Genomic DNA, 16,708 nt, shown 5'->3' on the forward strand with positions numbered 1-16,708 from the left:
CCTCAGCCGGTCCCGCGCGCCGCGGCGACGAGGGTCAGGAGGCGCAGGGCCGCCTCGCTCGCCGGACGGTCGGTGCGATGGATCGTCAAGGTCCAGCCCTGGGACCGGGCGATCTCCGCGAGGCGATCGCGATGGGCGGCGATCCGGATCCGGTAGGCCTCGCCCCAGGCACCGGCATCGCCGACATTGAGGCTGAGCTTCGATTCCAGGTCGTGCAGGACCGCTTGCCCCGTGAACGGGAAGGTCTCTTCCACCGGGTCGACGATCATCACGAGGTGGCCACGGGTGCCCCGGCCGGCGAGCCGGTCCACCGACGCCTTCACGGCATCGGGCGGCGACAGGAAGTCGCTGATCAGCACAGCCTCGTCGAACCGACCCGGCGTGGCCGGCGGCGGAGCGTCGTCGTCCTGTCCCCTGCCATCGGCGACGAGGGCCTGCGCCATGGTCTCGACGATGCGACGGGAGGCGGTGGCCCGGGTGAGGCCGAGCAAGCCGGTGCGCTCGCCACCCTCGACCAGAGCGTCGGCCAGGGCGAAGCCGAGCACCAGCGCGCGTTCGACCTTGGGCGCCTGCGCCAGGTGCGAGGCGAAGCCCATCGAGGCCGAGCGGTCGATCCAGAACCAGATGTTGTGAGTGGCTTCCCACTCGCGCTCGCGCACGTAGAGCCGGTCGTCCCGGGCCGAGCGGCGCCAATCGATGCGCGCGGCGGCCTCGCCGGCGACGAAGGGCCGGAACTGCCAGAAGCTTTCACCCGGCCCGGCCCGGCGGCGTCCGTGGATGCCGTGGGCCAGGGTCGAGGACACCCGGCGGGATTCGAGAATCAGGCGCGGCATGCGCTCGGCCAGGGCGAGCGCGCTCTCGGTCTCGCGGCGTCCGGGATTGCGTGCGCTCCGGTCGAGGACCTGGGTGGCGCCGCCGCCGGGCCGGGGAATCACCATGCCCTAGAGCTTGCCGGCGAGCTGGGCGACGAGGCCCGAAATGGTCTCGCCGTCGGCGCGCGCCGCGAAGCTCAGCGCCATGCGGTGCTTGAGCACGGGCTCGGCCAACGCCTTCACGTCGGCGATGGAGGGCGCCACGCGGCCCTCGATCAGGGCGCGAGCGCGCACCGCCAGGGTCAGCGCCTGGCTGGCGCGGGGGCCGGGCCCCCAGAGGAGCTTGCCCTTGAGCGTGGGATCGCCGCCTTCAGGGCGCGCGGCGCGCACGAGGTCGAGGATGGCATCGACCACCGCGTCCCCGACAGGCAGCCGGCGCACGAGGCGCTGGGCCGTGAGCAAGGCCTCTGTCGACATCACCGCCACCGGCTTGTGCTCGTCGACGCCCGTGGTCTCGATCAGGATGCGGCGCTCGGCAGCGCGGTCGGGATAGCCAACGTCGATCTCCAGGAGGAAGCGATCGAGCTGGGCCTCGGGCAGCGGATAGGTACCCTCCTGCTCGATCGGGTTCTGAGTCGCCAGCACGTGGAAGGGGCGCGGCAGGTCATGGCGCTCGCCCGCCACCGACACGAAGTTCTCCTGCATGGCCTGCAGCAGGGCAGACTGCGTGCGCGGGCTGGCGCGGTTGATCTCGTCCGCCATGAGCAGCTGGGTGAAGACCGGCCCCCTGACGAAGCGGAAGGAGCGATGGCGATCCGCGTCCTCGTCCAGGATCTCGGTGCCCAGGATGTCGGACGGCATCAGGTCCGGGGTGAACTGTACGCGGCGGGCATCGAGGCCGAGAACGGTGCCGAGGGTCTCGACCAGCTTGGTCTTGGCAAGGCCCGGAAGGCCGACCAGCAAACCGTGGCCGCCGGCCAGGATCGTCACCAGGGCGAGGTCGACGACCTGCTCCTGGCCGAAGATGACCTTGTGGATCGCCTCGCGGGCCTGTCCGACCGAACCGAGACAGGCTTCCGCCGTGGCGACGATGCCGTCATCGAGGGTGGTGGCCGGCTGGGAGCCCTGAATCATGCGTATCGGTCCTGGCTTCTCCGCGTCGGCCGGCAAGGGCCGCACGCGGCGGGAATGCGCCATCAAAGGGCGGGCCGAGCGTCGGCCGTCTGTTCGGGAGTGTGGCGCCCTTTGCGGCACGCTGGCAAGGTCGGCGCGACGACGCAGGGTTCAGGCCTGCGCGGGCGGATGCCGAGCCGCCTGGTGAGAACGTCGCGCCGCCGTTCCCCCGTCAGCCGGATGCGCTATCTTGTGATCGCATGACTGACCCAGCCCCGCCCGCCGCCGATCCGACGATCGACCGCCTCAGCGCCGCCCTCGGCGATGCGGCGCGCCGCGGCCCGCCGCCGGTGGAGCGCTGGAATCCGCCCTTCTGCGGAGCGATCGACATGCGGATCGCCGCGGATGGGACCTGGCACCACGACGGCGCGCCGATCCGCCGCCCGGCGCTGGTCAAGCTCTTCGCCTCGATCCTCCGGCGTGAGCCCGATGGCGGCTACGTGCTGGTCACGCCCGTGGAGAGCGTCGGCATCACGGTCGAGGATGCCCCCTTCGTCGCCGTGGAGATGGCGGCCGAGGGCGACGGTCCGTTGCGGCGCCTCGCCTTCCGCACCAACGTCGACGACCTCGTGCCGGTGGATGCCAACCATGCCCTGCGCTTCGAACAGGATGCGGGCGGTGGCCTGCGCCCCTACGTCCACGTCCGCCGCGATCTCTGGGCGCTGCTGACCCGGGCGCTGACCTACGATCTCCTCGCCCTGGCAGAGGAGCAGGACGGCTGGCTCGGCGTCACGGCCGGCGGCGCCTTTCATCGCATCGCGCCCGCCGAGAGCGCATGAGGCAGGACGCTGCGCTGGCGGACCTCGTCGCACGGGCCGCCGAGTATCTGTCCGTGGAGCCGCCGGGCGATGGCGCTCCGACGGCGAATCCGCGGGGTGACCACGACCTCGACGGCGCGGATACGGCGGTGGTGCCGGCGCGTCCGCACCGGCACGCGGCGGTGCTCGTGCCCGTGCTGCCCCGGGCCGACGGTCCTCACCTGCTGTTCACCGTCCGGGCCGCGCATCTGCGCGACCATTCCGGGCAGATCGCCTTTCCGGGGGGCAAGATCGATGCCGAGGATCCGAGCCCGGCCGACGCCGCCCTGCGCGAGGCGCGCGAGGAAGTCGGGCTTCCTGCCGAAGCGATCCGTGTGCTCGGCTACCTCGATCCCTATCTCTCCGCCACGGGCTTCCTGGTTCTGCCCGTGCTCGGTCTCGTCGACCCGGAGGCGGAGCTGTCCCTGAACCCCGACGAGGTCGCCGCTACCTTCGAGGTTCCGCTGAGTCACCTCCTCGACCCGGCCCAGCGTCGCATCGAGAGCGCGATCTGGCGCGGTCGTCAGCGGCGCTACTACGCCATCACCTACGGCGAGTTCCGGATCTGGGGCGTCACCGCCGGGATCGTCAACAACCTGCAGGAACGCCTCTTCCCCTGAGGCAGCGTCCGCCCCTTCGCCATTCGAGACACTCATGATCCGCCGCGTCCTCGAAGAACTCCTGATCTTCCTCTCGCCGTTCTTGCTCTACGCGCTCTACCTGGCGATCCGCGGACGCCGGCCAGACCACGGCGTGCACTGGGACGGGCAGGCCTTCCGCCTGACCCTGGCGGGCGTGGTGCTCGTCATTCTCTCCCTGGTGGCGACGGGTCTCTTCAGCGAGCGTCATCGCGGCGGCTACGTGCCGCCCCACCTGGAGAACGGCCAGGTCGTGCCCGGACGGTTCCAGTGAGCGGACACGTCCTCGACGAGGCGGGCCTCGGCCATCTCCTCGACCGACCGGAGGTTCGTCGCGTGCTCGCCGCCCTGTCCGCGGAGGGCGAAGCGACCCGCCTCGTCGGCGGCTGCGTCCGCGACGCTCTGCTCGGGCGCTCCGGCGACGACATCGACCTGACCACCACGCTGCTGCCGCAGGCCGTGATCGTCCGCGCCGCGGACGCCGGTCTGCGGGCCATCCCGACCGGAATCGAGCACGGCACCATCACGCTGCTCGCCGGCGAAGCCACCTTCGAGGTCACGACCCTGCGGGAGGATGTCGAAACCGACGGGCGCCATGCCGTGGTGCGGTTCGGGCGTGATTTCGCCCGCGACGCGCAGCGCCGGGACTTCACCATCAACGCGCTCTCGCTCACGCCCGACGGCAGCCTCCACGACACGACGGGCGGGGTCGACGATCTGCGGGCGGGACGCGTCCGCTTCATCGGAGAGGCCCGGACCCGCATTCGCGAGGATGCCCTGCGCATCCTGCGTTTCTTCCGGTTTCATGCCCGATACGGAGTCGGCCTCCCCGACCCGGAGGGATTGTCGGCCTGCATCGCCGCCCGCGATGCCCTGGACGGACTCTCGCGCGAGCGCATCCGGGCGGAACTCCTCAAGCTCCTGCTGGCCCCGGGCGCCGCGGCGGCCGTCGCGATCTTGGACGAGACCGGGCTGCTGATGCGGCTGATCGGCGGATTCGGGGATCGCGGGCGCTTCGCCCGGGCCCTCGCGAAGGGCTTGGAGGCGTCCGCGATCGACCGGCTGGCAGCGCTGGCGATCTGGTCCGATGCCGATGCCGCGCGGTTGGAGATCAGGTTACGGCTCTCGAAGACCGAAACCGCCGCCCTCGCGGCCTATGGCCGGGCCCTCGGCGCTCTGCATGGACGGGCCATCATCGACGCTACGGAGATCCGGAGACTGGCCGCCGCTCACGATCTGCTTGGCCTCGCCCTCGCGCGGACGACCACCCAGGGCGAAAAGATGCCGGCCCTTTCGCCTGAGGCGGAAAACTATCTGGCCGAGCTGGCCGGTGGTCGCATCGCCGCGCCGAAATTTCCCCTCGGGGGCGCCGATCTCGTGGCCCGGGGGGTTCCGCCGAGTCCTGAGATCGGTCGGCGGCTCGCTCTCGCCCGGGCCCGTTGGCTGGATCTGGGCTGCCCGGACGATGCGGCCGCGCGCGAGGCTCTGCTTGAGCACGCGGCCGGGTGAGGTCTCGAAGTCAAAGGCCTTAGAAGTTGAGCGCGACCTTCGCGTCGCGGAGCTGGACGATCTGGCCGGTGAGCTCGTCCTTCTTGGCGAAGTCCTCGGTGGCGTCGCGCAGAAGTTCGACCGCCTCGATGTCGCGATCCAGGGACTCCGGAGAAATTTCCTCGAAGGGGTTCGCGCGCTCGGCGATGACGGTGACGGAGGTCGGGCCGATATCGGCAAAGCCGCCGCGGACCAGGACGCGCTTGCCGGTATGGCCGGCCTCCTTGATCACGATGACGCCGACCTTGAGGGCGGTGAGCACGGGGGCGTGGCCGGGGAGCACGGTCATCTCGCCCTCGATGCCGGGCAGCTGCACGGCTTCGATCTGGCCGGAATAGACCGTCCGCTCGGGACCGACGAAATCGAACTGGAAGGTGGCCATGAGGTCGAGGATCCCGGCTCGGGTTGTCTGTGCGGAGTGACGGCGCGCCGTGCCGCGAAGGCGCGCGCCGTCGAGTTCGTCGTCAGGCCCTGCGGCGATCGGCAACGAAGCCGATCCCGAGGCCCAGCACCGCGCCGATGACGGCGAAGATGCCGATGTGCTGCAGCTGACCCGTGGTCAGGGAGCCGCCGCGGGTTCCCGCCGGCGAATCCCCCTGAACCTCCAGGCTGAACGACCCGATCTTGATCTCGGCGGCCTCGGGCCGGGTGAGATACCCGGTGAGACCGCCGACCACGAGACCGACGAGGAGGAGAACGACTTTCGCGTTCAAGACCTCAGGCCGCCGCGGCGATCTTCTTCGCCTTTTCCTTGGCGTCCTCGATCGTACCGACCATGTAGAACGCCGCCTCCGGCAGGTCGTCGTACTCGCCGTTCACGAGGCCCTTGAAGCCCTTGATCGTGTCGGCCAGCGGGACCTGGATGCCCGGCGAGCCGGTGAAGATCTCGGCCACCGAGAAGGGCTGCGAGAAGAAGCGCTCGATCTTGCGGGCGCGGGCGACGGTGAGCTTGTCCTCTTCCGAAAGCTCGTCCATGCCCAGGATCGCGATGATGTCCTGCAGGGCCTTGTAGCGCTGCAGGGTCTGCTGGACCTTACGGGCGACCTCGTAGTGCTCCTCGCCGAGGACGGCGGGGTTGAGCATGCGCGAGGTGGAGTCCAGCGGATCCACGGCCGGGTAGATGCCCTTCTCGGCGATCGAGCGCGACAGCACGGTCGTGGCGTCGAGGTGGGCGAACGAGGCGGCGGGCGCCGGATCGGTCAGATCGTCGGCCGGCACGTAGATGGCCTGCACCGAGGTGATCGAACCCTTCGTGGTGGTGGTGATGCGCTCCTGAAGGGCGCCCATGTCCGTGGCCAGGGTCGGCTGGTAGCCCACAGCCGACGGGATGCGGCCGAGAAGCGCCGACACTTCCGAGCCGGCCTGGGTGAAGCGGAAGATGTTGTCTACGAAGAACAGCACGTCCTGGCCCTGGTCGCGGAAGTCCTCGGCGATGGTCAGGCCGGTGAGCGCGACCCGCGAGCGGGCGCCGGGGGACTCGTTCATCTGGCCGTAGACCAGGGCGCACTTGGAGCCTTCCGCCGAGCCGTTGTGCTCCTTGGGATCCATGTTCACCTTGGACTCGATCATCTCGTGGTAGAGATCGTTGCCCTCGCGGGTGCGCTCACCGACGCCGGCGAACACCGAGTAGCCGGAGTGCACCTTGGCGATGTTGTTGATGAGCTCCATGATCAGCACGGTCTTGCCGACGCCGGCGCCGCCGAACAGGCCGATCTTGCCGCCCTTGGCGTAGGGGGCGAGGAGGTCGACCACCTTGATGCCCGTGACGAGGATCTGAGACTCGGTGGACTGCTCGGAATAGGCAGGCGCCGGCTGGTGGATGGCGCGCAGGGTGTCCGACTGGATCGGGCCGGCCTCGTCGATCGGCTCGCCGATGACGTTCATGATGCGGCCGAGGGTGTTGAAGCCGACCGGGACCTTGATGGCCTCGCCGGTGTCGGTGACCTCCTGGCCGCGGACCAGGCCTTCCGAGGTGTCCATGGCAATGCAGCGCACGGTGCTCTCGCCGAGCTGCATGGCGACTTCGAGCACCAGGCGGCTGCCGTTGTTCTTGGTCTCCAGGGCGTTCAGGATCTCGGGCAGGTGGCCGTCGAAGTGAACGTCGACCACGGGGCCGATGACCTGGGTGATCTTGCCGACCTTGCTCGAGCCGGCGCCGGGGATCGCGGTGTTCGCCATGTTACGGGTCCTTTGGATACGTTGCGGTCAGGGCGTCGTCTGCGCTTAGAGCGCTTCGGCGCCCGAGATGATCTCGATGAGTTCCTTGGTGATCATGGCTTGACGCGTCCGGTTGTAGATCTGCGTCTGCTTCTTGATCATTTCGCCGGCATTGCGCGTGGCGGAGTCCATGGCGCCGGTGCGGGCGCCCTGCTCGGAGGCTGCATTCTCCAGGAGCGCACGGAACACCTGGACGGTGAGGTTGCGCGGCAGCAGCGTGTCGAGGATCGCCTCCTCGCTCGGCTCGAACTGGAGGGCGGCGTCGGGGGCGGTGGCGCCGGTTGCCGGCAGCTCGGCCGGGATGAGCTTCTGTGCCGTCGGGATCTGTGAGATCACGGAGCGGAAGCGCGAGTAGAACAAGGTCGCAACATCGAACTCTCCGGCATCGAAGCGGGCGATGATGCTATCGGCGATCTCGGCGGCGAACTCGTAGTCGACCGCCTTGTTGCCGCGCAGGTCGCGGTTCTCGATGATCTCGTCGCGAAACTGACGACGGAGAAGGTCGTAGCCTTTCTTGCCGACGGTGATCATCTTCACCGTCTTGCCCTCGGCGATCAGCCGGCGGGCATGGTCACGGGCGAGGCGGGCGATCGAGGAGTTGAAGCCGCCGCACAGGCCACGATCGGCGGTGCAGACGATGAGCAGGTGGGTCTTCTCCGAGCCGGTACCGGAGAGGAGCCGGGGGCCCTGCACGCCGCCGACGAGGTTCGCCGCGAGATTCCCGAGCACCTGGGACATCTTCTCGGCGTAGGGACGCGCGCTCTCGGCGGCCATCTGGGCGCGCCGCAGCTTGGCGGCGGCGACCATCTGCATCGCCTTGGTGATCTTCTGCGTGCCCTTCACCGAGGTGATGCGGTTCCGCAGATCCTTCAAACTCGCCATGGGGTGACTTCCAGATCCATCCGCTGCCGCTCAAGGCGAGGCGCCCGGACGACCCGGGCGCCTGCGCTCGCTCAAGATCCGGTCGCCCGCGGGCGACCGGTTTCGCTGTCGATGCCGCGTCTTAGGCGAGCGACTTGGCGACGCTCTCGACGACGCCCTTCAGCGTCTTGGCGCTGTCGTCCGACAGGTCCTTCGAGTCGCGGATCTTGGTGAGCAGGTCGGCATGCTTGGTGCGCAGGGCCGAGAGCAGGGCGTCCTCGAAGGGACGAACCTTGTTCAGCGGGAGGCTGTCGAGGTAGCCGTTCACGCCGGCGTAGATCACCGCCACCTGCTCTTCCATCTTCAGCGGCGAGAACTGCGGCTGCTTCAGGAGTTCGGTCAGGCGCGAACCGCGGTTGAGGAGCTTCTGGGTCGAGGCGTCGAGATCCGAGCCGAACTGCGCGAAGGCCGCCATCTCGCGGTACTGCGCGAGCTCGCCCTTGATCTTGCCGGCGACCTTCTTCATCGCCTTCGTCTGGGCCGAGGAGCCGACGCGGGAGACCGAGAGGCCGACGTTCACCGCCGGGCGGATGCCCTGGTAGAACAGGTCGGTCTCGAGGAAGATCTGACCGTCCGTGATCGAGATCACGTTGGTGGGGATGTAGGCCGAGACGTCGTTGGCTTGGGTCTCGATGACCGGGAGCGCGGTCAGCGAGCCGTTGCCGGCAGCGTCGCCCATCTTGGCGGCGCGCTCGAGCAGGCGCGAGTGCAGGTAGAACACGTCACCCGGGTAGGCCTCGCGGCCCGGCGGGCGGCGCAGCAGCAGCGACATCTGGCGGTAGGCAACGGCCTGCTTGGAGAGATCGTCGTACACGATCACGGCGTGCATGCCGTTGTCGCGGAAGTACTCGCCCATGGCGCAGCCGGCGAAGGGCGCGATGAACTGCATCGGCGCGGCGTCCGAGGCGGTGGCGGCGATGACGATCGAGTACTCGAGCGCACCGTTGTCCTCGAGCGACTTCACGAACTGCGCGACGGTGGAGCGCTTCTGGCCGATGGCGACGTAGACGCAGTAGAGCTTGGCGTTCTCGTCGGTGCCGGCATGGGCCGGCTTCTGGTTCAGGATCGTGTCCAGGGCGATGGCGGTCTTGCCGGTCTGGCGATCGCCGATGATCAGCTCGCGCTGTCCGCGGCCGACGGGGATCAGGGCGTCGATGGCCTTGAGACCGGTGGCCATCGGCTCGTGCACGGACTTGCGCGGGATGATGCCGGGGGCCTTCACGTCAACCCGACGACGCTCGGTGGTGGCGATGGGACCCTTGCCGTCGATCGGGTTGCCGAGCGCGTCGACGACGCGGCCGAGCAGCGCCTTGCCGACCGGCACGTCCACGATCGCGCCGGTGCGCTTGACGGTCTGGCCTTCCTTGATGTCGCGGTCGGATCCGAAGATCACGATGCCGACGTTGTCCTGCTCGAGGTTCAGGGCCATGCCGCGCACGCCCGACTCGAACTCGACCATCTCGCCGGCCTGGACGCTGTCGAGGCCGTAGGCGCGGGCGATGCCGTCACCGACGGACAGAACCTGACCAACCTCGGTGACTTCGGCTTCCTGGCCGAAATTCTTGATCTGATCCTTCAGGATCGCGGAGATCTCGGCGGCGCGGATGTCCATCGTCGGGCCTCTTGTCTTGGATTGAATGAATGGGGTTGGGAACGGGAAGCGGTCGGGCCTCGAAGGCCCTTACCGGGCTTCCCGCATCGCGAGGCGAATTCCGTTGAGCTTGGTGCGCAGGGATGCGTCCACCATGCGGCTGCCGATCTTGACCACGAGGCCGCCGATCAGGCTGGGGTCGATCTTGAGGTCGAGGTCGATCTCGGAGCGCGCCACGTCGCGCAGGGAGGCCTTGATCTCCTCGACGACGGCGTCGGAGGGACGCTCGGCGACGGTCACCTCGGCGCGGACGATGCCCTTCGATTCGCGCACCAGGGTGCGGAAGGCACGGATCATGTCGGGGAGTGCGAACAGACGACGGTTTGCGGCTGCGAGACGGATGAAGTTGCCGCCGATGCCACCAATGCCGGACTTTTCCAGAAGCGCCACGATGGCGGCTTCCTGTTCGGCACCCGTGAAGACCGGGCTGCGCACGAAGCGGCGCAGGTCGGCACTCTCGTTGAGCATCGCACCGAACTGGTCGAGGCTCGCCGCCACGCCATCGATGTCGCGCTCGTCGCGCGCCAGCTCGAACAAGGCCGACGCGTAGCGTGCCGCTACGCCTGCAACCGGGGAACCCGCCTCGGAACCGTTCTGCGCCACGCGCCGCTCTCTCTTCAATCCTGCCTGAGGGCTCCGGCCGCGTCGCGCCGTGTTCGGCGCGGGCTCTGAAACCGTCAGGATTGGGAACGTGCCGGTCTGCGCGAGCCATGAAAAGCCCGCCCTTCCGGCGCGGCGAGGGCCTAGCATGCGTGTCCGGGGGGCGCAAGACGAGGGCACTTGTGCCGGAGCGTTGTGCAACGCGAGATGCCGAACCCTGTTCCGATGCGGACAAACGGTGGCGAAGGTGAGGCCGCCTCAGCAGGCGATGCGGTCGCAGCGCCGGGTCGCGGCGACCATCCGGGCCAGCGCCTTTGGGCCGGGATGGCCGAGAAGGCCCGTATTGCCCAGAACGTAGGAGGGGGTAGCAGTGAGGCCCAGATCCGCGGCCATGCGCATCTGGGCCTTGAGGGCGAGGCGCACCTCCTCGCTGTCGGCGATGCTCTCGATCTCGGCGGCGGGCACACCGAGCTTGGCGGCGGCCTGGAGGGCGCCGGGCCCGTCGATCTTGCCGGGCTTGGCCAGCAGCGTCCGATAGAGGGTCCAGGCGGCGGCCGATCCGAGCTTGCGCTGGATCGCCAGGGCGACCTTGGCGGCCTGGGCCGATTGTACCGCGAGAATGGGATTGTTGATCAGACCGATTCGCAGCGACGGGTCGCTTTCGCTGAGGGAGACCATGTCGGCTGCCGCCTTCCGGCAATAAGGGCAATTGTAGTCGAAGAACTCGTACAGGGTCGTCTCGGCCTCGGCCGATCCGACATAGGTCACGCCGCGCAGGGCCGGGATCTCACCGACGATCTCGCCGGGCAGGCGCATGTTCGCGACCGGGCGTCCCTCATCGTTGTCCACCTTGAACGCCTGGCCATAGCCCTGAGCCGAACTCTCCCCGGCAATCGCAAGGCCGGCAGCGAAGCCGGTGGAGGCGAGGAGGAATCGCCGGCGGTCGAGGCTCGGTAACGCGAAGCTCATGGGGCGGCCCTGGTAGCGGGGGATCGGGAAAGCATGCGGAAAACCGCCCGGCTTCTAGACCCACCGGTGCCCGACCGCCAGCGCCGCCCCGCCGGTCGGCCTCAGCGCATCGCGCCGGGCCGGTCCCCCGCCGCCCAGGCGAGGGCCTGTTCCAGGCGGTCGTTGCCCCAGAACAATTCGCCGTCATTGGTCAGGAAGGTCGGCGCGCCGAAGATCCCGCGGGAGCGCGCCTCCTCGCCGTTGACGCGCAGCCGCCCCTTGTTGGTCTCCGCCGCAGCCTGCTTCAGGATGATGGTTCCGTCGAGACCGAGGCCGTTGAGGATCGACACCACGGCAGGCGGCTCGGCGATCGACTGGCCGCGGCCGAATTCGGCCTCGTAGACCGCCTTCGAGAAGGGCACGAGCCAGTCGTGGTCCATGCCGTAGGTCGCCGCGCGGGTGGCGCTCAGGCTGTTCTGCGGGAAGGGATCCGGGCGCTTCAGCGACGGCAGGCCGAGGCGCGCCGCCTCGCGCTCGACGTCCCGCCACATGTGACGCCCCTTCGCGGCGTAGAGGTTGAACGGCGAGGAATTCCAGCCCTGCGCGGCGAAGATGGGCCCGACCAGGAACGGGCGCCAGCGGATCTCAACATCGGCCGCTTCTGCCAGGACCTCGATCCGCATGGCCGAGAGGTAGGAATAGGTCGATGCGAACTCGTACCAGAATTCGAGGGTCGGCCTGCGCGGCATGCGTCGAATCTCCGGGATCGAGAATGGTCGTGAGTGTCGCCCGCCTGCAGGCTCGCGACAAGGCGGTTCACGACCACGGCCACGCCGAGCGAACGCGTCGGACGGCACAGCGGTTGCACGGCCCCGCGCTCCGCTGATAAGCCGCCGCAATCACGACGCGGAGGCGCGAAACGCCGACGCACACGACGCCCGAACCGGAAGCGAGCCCATGACCGACGCGAACCCGAAGCCCGTCAACAAGGTCGTGCTCGCCTATTCGGGCGGCCTCGACACCTCGATCATCCTGAAGTGGCTGCAGACCACCTATGGCTGCGAAGTCATCACCTTCACGGCCGATCTCGGCCAGGGCGAGGAGCTTGAGCCGGCTCGCAAGAAGGCGGAACTGCTCGGCATCAAGCCCGAGAACATCTTCATCGAGGATCTGCGCGAGGAATTCGTACGCGACTACGTTTTCCCGATGTTCCGGGCCAATGCCCAGTACGAGGGCGTCTATCTTCTCGGCACCTCCATCGCCCGGCCGCTGATCGCCAAGAAGCAGATCGAGATCGCCGAGAGGCTTGGGGCGGACGCCGTCTGTCACGGTGCCACCGGCAAGGGCAACGATCAGGTTCGGTTCGAGCTCGGCTACTATGCCCTGAAGCCCGACGTCACGGTCATCGCCCCCTGGCGCGAGTGGGATTTGAAGAGCCGCGAGCAGCTGATCGCCTTCGCCGAGCAGCACCAGATCCCGATTTCCAAGGACAAGCGCGGCGAGAGCCCGTTCTCGGTGGATGCCAACCTCCTGCACGCCTCCTCGGAGGGCAAGGTGCTGGAGGATCCCGCTGACGAGGTGCCGGATTACGTCTACTCGCGCACCCGGTCGCCCGAGGAGGCGCCGGATACGCCGACCGTGATCACCATCGGCTTCGAGAAGGGAGACGCGGTCTCCATCGACGGCGAGCGGCTGTCGCCCGCGAGCCTCCTCGCCAAGCTCAACCAGCTCGGTCACGACAACGGCATCGGCCGCCTCGACCTCGTCGAGAACCGCTTCGTCGGCATGAAGAGCCGCGGCATGTACGAGACGCCGGGCGGCACCATCCTGCTCCCCGCCCACCGCGCCATCGAGTCGATCACGCTGGACCGGGGTGCCGCACACCTCAAGGACCAGCTGATGCCGCAATACGCGGAGCTGATCTACAACGGCTTCTGGTTCTCGCCCGAGCGCGAGATGCTGCAAGCCCTGATCGACAAGAGCCAGGACATGGTCACCGGCGAAGTCCGGTTGAAGCTCTACAAGGGCGGCGTCCACGTCATCGGTCGCACCAGCCCGAACTCCCTCTACGACCAGGACCTCGTGACCTTCGAGGAGGGCGCCGTGGCCTACGATCACCGCGACGCGGCCGGCTTCATCAAGCTCAACGCCCTGCGCCTGCGCACGCTTGCCCAGCGCAAGAAGAAGCTCGGCGCCTGAGGCGAACCGGGCCGGGTTCCCTCTCCCAGGGACCCGGCTAGAGCGACGGTGTTGCGGAGAACTCCCGGAGGATCTGCGGCACCTCGCCCGAGATCTCCCGGGCAAGAAACCCTACGGGCCCGACCGATTTCGCGAGGCGGGCGCCTGCCTCACCGTGGAGGTAGACCCCCCAGAGGGCGGCCGTCAGCGGATCGGCGCCCCGCGCAAGGATGCCCGTGATGAGTCCCGCGAGGGCGTCGCCGGAGCCGGAAGTCGCGAGACCGACGCCGCCGCCGTCGTAGTGCCAGTGCGCACCGTCGGGGGCGACGATCCAGCTCTCAGCCCCCTTCATGATGACCACGGCCCGCAGCTGCTCGGCAGCGCGCAGAGCCGCCTTCAGGGGCTCGGCCTCGACCGCCTCGCGATCCCAATCGAGGAGTTGCGCCATCTCGCCCGCATGTGGTGTCAGCACCGGCGGGGCTTGAAGGGCGCGCACCGTCGCGGCATGGGGAGACAGGCCGCAGATCGCGCCGGCATCGAGGACGTAGGCGGTCTCGTTCTGCTCCGCGAGCAGCGTCCGGACCAGGGTCGTCGTGATGTCGCAGGTGTTCATGCCGGGCCCGAGCAGCACCGCGTCGCAGCGCTGCGCCGCCCCGGCGATACGGGGGGCCGCAGCCTCCGCCTCGATCTCGCCCGCGTCGGTCTCCGGGAGGCCGATCACCATGGCCTCGGGCACGGCCAGGGCCATCGCCACGGCGACGCTTCGTACCGAGGCGATCTTCAGTTTGCCCGCACCGGCCCGCAGGGCCGCGACGCCGGCGAGGAAGACAGCGCCCGGCACCTCGGCGCAGCCACCCAGGACGAGAACGCTGCCGCGGTCGTCCTTGCTGCCAGCCTCCGGGGTCGGAAGCGGACGGGCCCGCAGGCAGGCCGCGTCGAGTTCGGTCCCGGTCATCGCACGTCTCCCGTCAGCGAGGGTTCGGCGGTGACGGGGGCGCCGGCCCGCTGCACCGGGGCGACGAAGTTGTAGCGTTCGAGGAGGAGCCGCCCGGTGGATCCGGCCTCGGCTCGGAAGCCGTATTCGGTGACGGAGCAGTTCAACACATCGCCCTCGGCGTCGATGCCCAGGATCTCGGCCTCGGTGAGATTTTCGATGAGGTAGCGCAGACAGAGCACCACGACCTGATGGGCGACGATCAGGACGCGCTTCTCGCCATGGTGCAGGGAGATCGTATCCATGGCGCCGCGCAGGCGCAGGATCACGTCGCACCAGCTCTCGCCGCAGGTCGGACGATAGTAGAATTTTCCGAGGCGGGCCCGCAATTCGGCCTGTTCCGGATGAAGCGCCTCGATGCCGGTTCGGGTGAGCCGGTCGAGCAGACCGAGCTCCTTCTCGCGCAGTCGCTCGTCGACCACGTCGTCGAGCGCGTCCGACGCGATGCCGCCCGCCCGGCGAATGCCCGCAACGGTCTGCTGCGCCCGGAGGTAGGGCGATGTGAGCACCACGTTCGGGCGCTCGCCGTCCGGCATCTCGGAAAACCAGCGCCCGAGCGCGTCGGCCTGCTGACGGCCGCGATCACTCAGGGGAACGTCGACGTCGCGCTCCGCGATGTCGATGCGCTGCAGCCCGGCCTCATGGGCTGCATCGCGCGCGACGTTGCCCGCACTCTCGCCGTGTCGGACAACCCAGATCCGGCTCGGCCAGCGTTGCAGCATCCGTCATCATCCTCGGCTTGTTCTCCGAGGCCAACGTTCCTGCGGGCCGATCCGTTCGCCTCCTGCGTCGTTCGAGACCTCTAAGCCGGCTGCCAGCCCGATGGCGTGCGGCTGAAGTCGCCCGGGCCGAGATCGGCGTAGCGCAGGAAGATCTGGAGCACCGGCTGCATCTCGCGGTGCTCGCTCGGAAGGTCGATGCCCGGGCCGTAGGGCGCCTCGGTGTCGACCGCCGGCACGTCGCGGGCGGCGTCCCAGCGGATCGTCAGGGCCTTGACGCGGGCGACCTGCTCAGCCGTGACGTCGAAGGTGACGTGCTCGGGCGTCTCGCCGGTGGCCGCATCGCGAAAGACGTCGCCGACATCGTCGGAGGCGAGCTTTGCCAGGGTGTTGTGATAGGCGTAGCGCCCTGGCTTGAGGACGGCGTTGGTGGTGAACACCGCGAGCGCATCGCCCAGGGCCCGATGCTCCTCGTCGGCCCCGTCGTCGTCGCCGGTGACGTTGAAGATGTCGCCGTCGCGATCCGTGCTGCCGTAGGGCGCGTCGGGATGGACGATGGGCGCCCCCACACCCTCGGGGTTCCAGGCCACCACCATTCGGCGAATCAGCGCGATGCGCTCGAGAGTGAGTTCGAAGGTCGGCTGGGTCATCGTCCGTCTTTCGCCCGTGGGGCCGCGCAGGGGCACATCGTGGTCGCGGATCAGCACCGCGACGAGGGTCTGGGGCGGCAGGTAGCCGATCCCGTGGCCCCGGGCTACCGCTTGAGGCAGCCCATGAGCCCCGACACGCCATTCATCCGCGCCTGGATCCGGGCGGCCTGAGCCCGGACGCCGCGTGACGGCAAGGCCGGATTGCGCAGGATCGGGTTCGGCAGCACAGCGGCCAGGAGCGCCGCCTCCCCGCGGGTCAGGGCGCGGGCCGGCTTGCCGAACCAGCGCCGGGCGGCGGCTTCGGCCCCGAACACCCCCTCCCCCCACTCGGCGATGTTGAGATAGATCTCCAGGGTGCGCGGCTTGCCCCACAGGGTGTCGGCCACCACGGCCAGAGGTATCTCGAGAGCCTTGCGGATCACCGAGCGGCCCGGCCACAGGAAGACGTTCTTCACCGTCTGCATCGAGATCGTCGAGGCGCCGCGGCTGGGACCCTCCTCGTCGTCGACGACCTCCCGCAGGGCACCCCAATCCACACCGTTGTGCAGGCAGTAGCGCTGGTCCTCCGAGGCGATGACCGCCTGGACGAGATAGGGTGAGATCGCGTCGAGCCCCACCGCCTGGCGGTCGACGGATTGCAGCGTCAACCATCGTCCGAGCATCAGGGTTGAGGGCGGGGTCAGCGCACTATAGACGAGCGCGAGCGACAATAAGAGGACGAGGCCGATGACGGGGAGGAGCAGAATGAGGTTGACGATCCGTCGCAAGCCTCTCGCCCGTTTCCTGCCGGATGCCTCGCGCATCGCCAGCGGACGCGCCGAAACCTGCCGCAACGGCTGCTCGTCGCTCTCCTCCCGATCCT

19 protein-coding genes are annotated in these 16,708 nt (G+C 68.9%); 5 read left to right on the forward strand and 14 right to left on the reverse strand.

The annotated features are described in order from the left end of the window. Window positions 1–2: 2 nt before the first annotated feature. Together CRT23_RS17160 and CRT23_RS17165 are read right to left on the reverse strand one after the other, a co-directional pair. The gene (locus CRT23_RS17160; protein ID WP_103710643.1) at window positions 3–938 is read right to left on the reverse strand and encodes a DUF58 domain-containing protein; all 936 of its coding nucleotides are present in this window, start codon (window positions 936–938) and stop codon (window positions 3–5) included. A 3-nt stretch (window positions 939–941) separates the two neighbouring features. Continuing rightward, window positions 942–1,946: a MoxR family ATPase gene (locus tag CRT23_RS17165; RefSeq protein ID WP_103710644.1), complete on the reverse strand. Its 1,005-nt coding sequence runs from the start codon at window positions 1,944–1,946 to the stop codon at window positions 942–944. A gap of 239 nt (window positions 1,947–2,185) precedes the next feature. Here CRT23_RS17165 and CRT23_RS17170 point away from each other — a divergent pair, with 239 nt between their 5' ends. Genes CRT23_RS17170 through CRT23_RS17185 form a run of 4 tightly spaced genes read left to right on the forward strand, consistent with a single transcriptional unit; the run spans window position 2,186 to window position 4,929 of the window. Beyond that, a complete protein-coding gene (locus CRT23_RS17170; protein ID WP_103710645.1) occupies window positions 2,186–2,764 on the forward strand; it encodes a DUF1285 domain-containing protein in 579 nt (192 codons plus the stop codon). Continuing rightward, window positions 2,761–3,402 (forward strand): CoA pyrophosphatase, encoded by a 642-nt coding sequence (locus tag CRT23_RS17175; protein ID WP_103710646.1) that lies wholly within the window; start codon window positions 2,761–2,763, stop codon window positions 3,400–3,402. The genes CRT23_RS17170 and CRT23_RS17175 overlap by 4 nt, the downstream gene beginning before the upstream one ends. A gap of 34 nt (window positions 3,403–3,436) precedes the next feature. Beyond that, window positions 3,437–3,694 carry a DUF6111 family protein gene (locus tag CRT23_RS17180; RefSeq protein ID WP_055948241.1) on the forward strand — a complete coding sequence of 86 codons (258 nt, stop codon included), beginning with the start codon at window positions 3,437–3,439 and terminating at the stop codon, window positions 3,692–3,694. Continuing rightward, window positions 3,691–4,929 (forward strand): CCA tRNA nucleotidyltransferase, encoded by a 1,239-nt coding sequence (locus tag CRT23_RS17185; RefSeq protein WP_103710647.1) that lies wholly within the window; start codon window positions 3,691–3,693, stop codon window positions 4,927–4,929. Before CRT23_RS17180 ends, CRT23_RS17185 begins: the two co-directional genes overlap by 4 nt. Before the next feature lie 19 nt (window positions 4,930–4,948). Here CRT23_RS17185 and atpC read toward each other — a convergent pair whose 3' ends face one another. The 8 genes from atpC to CRT23_RS17225 all read right to left on the reverse strand — a co-directional run bounded on the left by atpC (window position 4,949) and on the right by CRT23_RS17225 (window position 12,054). Then, window positions 4,949–5,350: an ATP synthase F1 subunit epsilon gene (gene atpC, locus CRT23_RS17190; RefSeq protein ID WP_103710693.1), complete on the reverse strand. Its 402-nt coding sequence runs from the start codon at window positions 5,348–5,350 to the stop codon at window positions 4,949–4,951. A gap of 82 nt (window positions 5,351–5,432) precedes the next feature. Continuing rightward, window positions 5,433–5,681 (reverse strand): hypothetical protein, encoded by a 249-nt coding sequence (locus CRT23_RS17195; RefSeq protein WP_055948230.1) that lies wholly within the window; start codon window positions 5,679–5,681, stop codon window positions 5,433–5,435. 4 nt (window positions 5,682–5,685) lie between these two features. Then, a complete protein-coding gene (atpD, locus tag CRT23_RS17200; protein ID WP_055948229.1) occupies window positions 5,686–7,146 on the reverse strand; it encodes a F0F1 ATP synthase subunit beta in 1,461 nt (486 codons plus the stop codon). A 45-nt stretch (window positions 7,147–7,191) separates the two neighbouring features. After that, entirely contained in the window at window positions 7,192–8,067 is an 876-nt protein-coding gene (locus CRT23_RS17205; protein ID WP_055948226.1) for a F0F1 ATP synthase subunit gamma, read from the reverse strand. A 121-nt stretch (window positions 8,068–8,188) separates the two neighbouring features. Continuing rightward, a complete protein-coding gene (atpA, locus tag CRT23_RS17210) occupies window positions 8,189–9,718 on the reverse strand; it encodes a F0F1 ATP synthase subunit alpha (protein WP_055948223.1) in 1,530 nt (509 codons plus the stop codon). A 69-nt stretch (window positions 9,719–9,787) separates the two neighbouring features. Continuing rightward, a complete protein-coding gene (locus CRT23_RS17215) occupies window positions 9,788–10,360 on the reverse strand; it encodes a F0F1 ATP synthase subunit delta (RefSeq protein WP_055948220.1) in 573 nt (190 codons plus the stop codon). A gap of 255 nt (window positions 10,361–10,615) precedes the next feature. Continuing rightward, window positions 10,616–11,326 (reverse strand): DsbA family protein, encoded by a 711-nt coding sequence (locus tag CRT23_RS17220; RefSeq protein ID WP_103710648.1) that lies wholly within the window; start codon window positions 11,324–11,326, stop codon window positions 10,616–10,618. Between the two features lie 101 nt (window positions 11,327–11,427). Beyond that, a complete protein-coding gene (locus CRT23_RS17225) occupies window positions 11,428–12,054 on the reverse strand; it encodes a 2-hydroxychromene-2-carboxylate isomerase (protein WP_103710649.1) in 627 nt (208 codons plus the stop codon). Window positions 12,055–12,262: 208 nt separating this feature from the next. Here CRT23_RS17225 and CRT23_RS17230 point away from each other — a divergent pair, with 208 nt between their 5' ends. Continuing rightward, the gene (locus tag CRT23_RS17230; RefSeq protein ID WP_103710650.1) at window positions 12,263–13,504 is read left to right on the forward strand and encodes an argininosuccinate synthase; all 1,242 of its coding nucleotides are present in this window, start codon (window positions 12,263–12,265) and stop codon (window positions 13,502–13,504) included. Window positions 13,505–13,541: 37 nt separating this feature from the next. Here CRT23_RS17230 and CRT23_RS17235 read toward each other — a convergent pair whose 3' ends face one another. The 4 genes from CRT23_RS17235 to mtgA all read right to left on the reverse strand — a co-directional run bounded on the left by CRT23_RS17235 (window position 13,542) and on the right by mtgA (window position 16,649). Continuing rightward, the gene (locus CRT23_RS17235; protein WP_103710651.1) at window positions 13,542–14,438 is read right to left on the reverse strand and encodes an NAD(P)H-hydrate dehydratase; all 897 of its coding nucleotides are present in this window, start codon (window positions 14,436–14,438) and stop codon (window positions 13,542–13,544) included. Next, window positions 14,435–15,199 carry a histidine phosphatase family protein gene (locus CRT23_RS17240; RefSeq protein WP_103710652.1) on the reverse strand — a complete coding sequence of 255 codons (765 nt, stop codon included), beginning with the start codon at window positions 15,197–15,199 and terminating at the stop codon, window positions 14,435–14,437. Before CRT23_RS17240 ends, CRT23_RS17235 begins: the two co-directional genes overlap by 4 nt. An 80-nt stretch (window positions 15,200–15,279) precedes the next feature. Next, complete coding sequence (locus CRT23_RS17245; protein WP_103710653.1) at window positions 15,280–15,846, reverse strand: hypothetical protein; 567 nt, start codon at window positions 15,844–15,846, stop codon at window positions 15,280–15,282. Between the two features lie 104 nt (window positions 15,847–15,950). Beyond that, a complete protein-coding gene (gene mtgA / locus CRT23_RS17250; RefSeq protein ID WP_103710694.1) occupies window positions 15,951–16,649 on the reverse strand; it encodes a monofunctional biosynthetic peptidoglycan transglycosylase in 699 nt (232 codons plus the stop codon). Between the last annotated feature and the right edge of the window lie 59 nt (window positions 16,650–16,708).

It is taken from the genome of Methylobacterium sp. V23, from assembly GCF_002917135.1.
Classification (GTDB): Bacteria; Pseudomonadota; Alphaproteobacteria; order Rhizobiales; family Beijerinckiaceae; genus Methylobacterium.

What these genes read in the sequence shown, in the direction of transcription:
- CRT23_RS17225 (WP_103710649.1), bottom strand. Translation starts at nt 12,054, where the DNA reads ATGCCGCGCAGGCCGACCCTCGAATTCTGGTACGAGTTCGCATCGACC.
- atpC (WP_103710693.1), bottom strand. Translation starts at nt 5,350, where the DNA reads ATGGCCACCTTCCAGTTCGATTTCGTCGGTCCCGAGCGGACGGTCTAT.
- CRT23_RS17240 (WP_103710652.1), bottom strand. Translation starts at nt 15,199, where the DNA reads ATGCTGCAACGCTGGCCGAGCCGGATCTGGGTTGTCCGACACGGCGAG.
- CRT23_RS17230 (WP_103710650.1), top strand. Translation starts at nt 12,263, where the DNA reads ATGACCGACGCGAACCCGAAGCCCGTCAACAAGGTCGTGCTCGCCTAT.
- CRT23_RS17205 (WP_055948226.1), bottom strand. Translation starts at nt 8,067, where the DNA reads ATGGCGAGTTTGAAGGATCTGCGGAACCGCATCACCTCGGTGAAGGGC.
- mtgA (WP_103710694.1), bottom strand. Translation starts at nt 16,649, where the DNA reads ATGCGCGAGGCATCCGGCAGGAAACGGGCGAGAGGCTTGCGACGGATC.
- atpA (WP_055948223.1), bottom strand. Translation starts at nt 9,718, where the DNA reads ATGGACATCCGCGCCGCCGAGATCTCCGCGATCCTGAAGGATCAGATC.
- CRT23_RS17170 (WP_103710645.1), top strand. Translation starts at nt 2,186, where the DNA reads ATGACTGACCCAGCCCCGCCCGCCGCCGATCCGACGATCGACCGCCTC.
- CRT23_RS17160 (WP_103710643.1), bottom strand. Translation starts at nt 938, where the DNA reads ATGGTGATTCCCCGGCCCGGCGGCGGCGCCACCCAGGTCCTCGACCGG.
- CRT23_RS17220 (WP_103710648.1), bottom strand. Translation starts at nt 11,326, where the DNA reads ATGAGCTTCGCGTTACCGAGCCTCGACCGCCGGCGATTCCTCCTCGCC.
- CRT23_RS17245 (WP_103710653.1), bottom strand. Translation starts at nt 15,846, where the DNA reads ATGACCCAGCCGACCTTCGAACTCACTCTCGAGCGCATCGCGCTGATT.
- CRT23_RS17175 (WP_103710646.1), top strand. Translation starts at nt 2,761, where the DNA reads ATGAGGCAGGACGCTGCGCTGGCGGACCTCGTCGCACGGGCCGCCGAG.
- CRT23_RS17165 (WP_103710644.1), bottom strand. Translation starts at nt 1,946, where the DNA reads ATGATTCAGGGCTCCCAGCCGGCCACCACCCTCGATGACGGCATCGTC.
- atpD (WP_055948229.1), bottom strand. Translation starts at nt 7,146, where the DNA reads ATGGCGAACACCGCGATCCCCGGCGCCGGCTCGAGCAAGGTCGGCAAG.
- CRT23_RS17180 (WP_055948241.1), top strand. Translation starts at nt 3,437, where the DNA reads ATGATCCGCCGCGTCCTCGAAGAACTCCTGATCTTCCTCTCGCCGTTC.
- CRT23_RS17235 (WP_103710651.1), bottom strand. Translation starts at nt 14,438, where the DNA reads ATGACCGGGACCGAACTCGACGCGGCCTGCCTGCGGGCCCGTCCGCTT.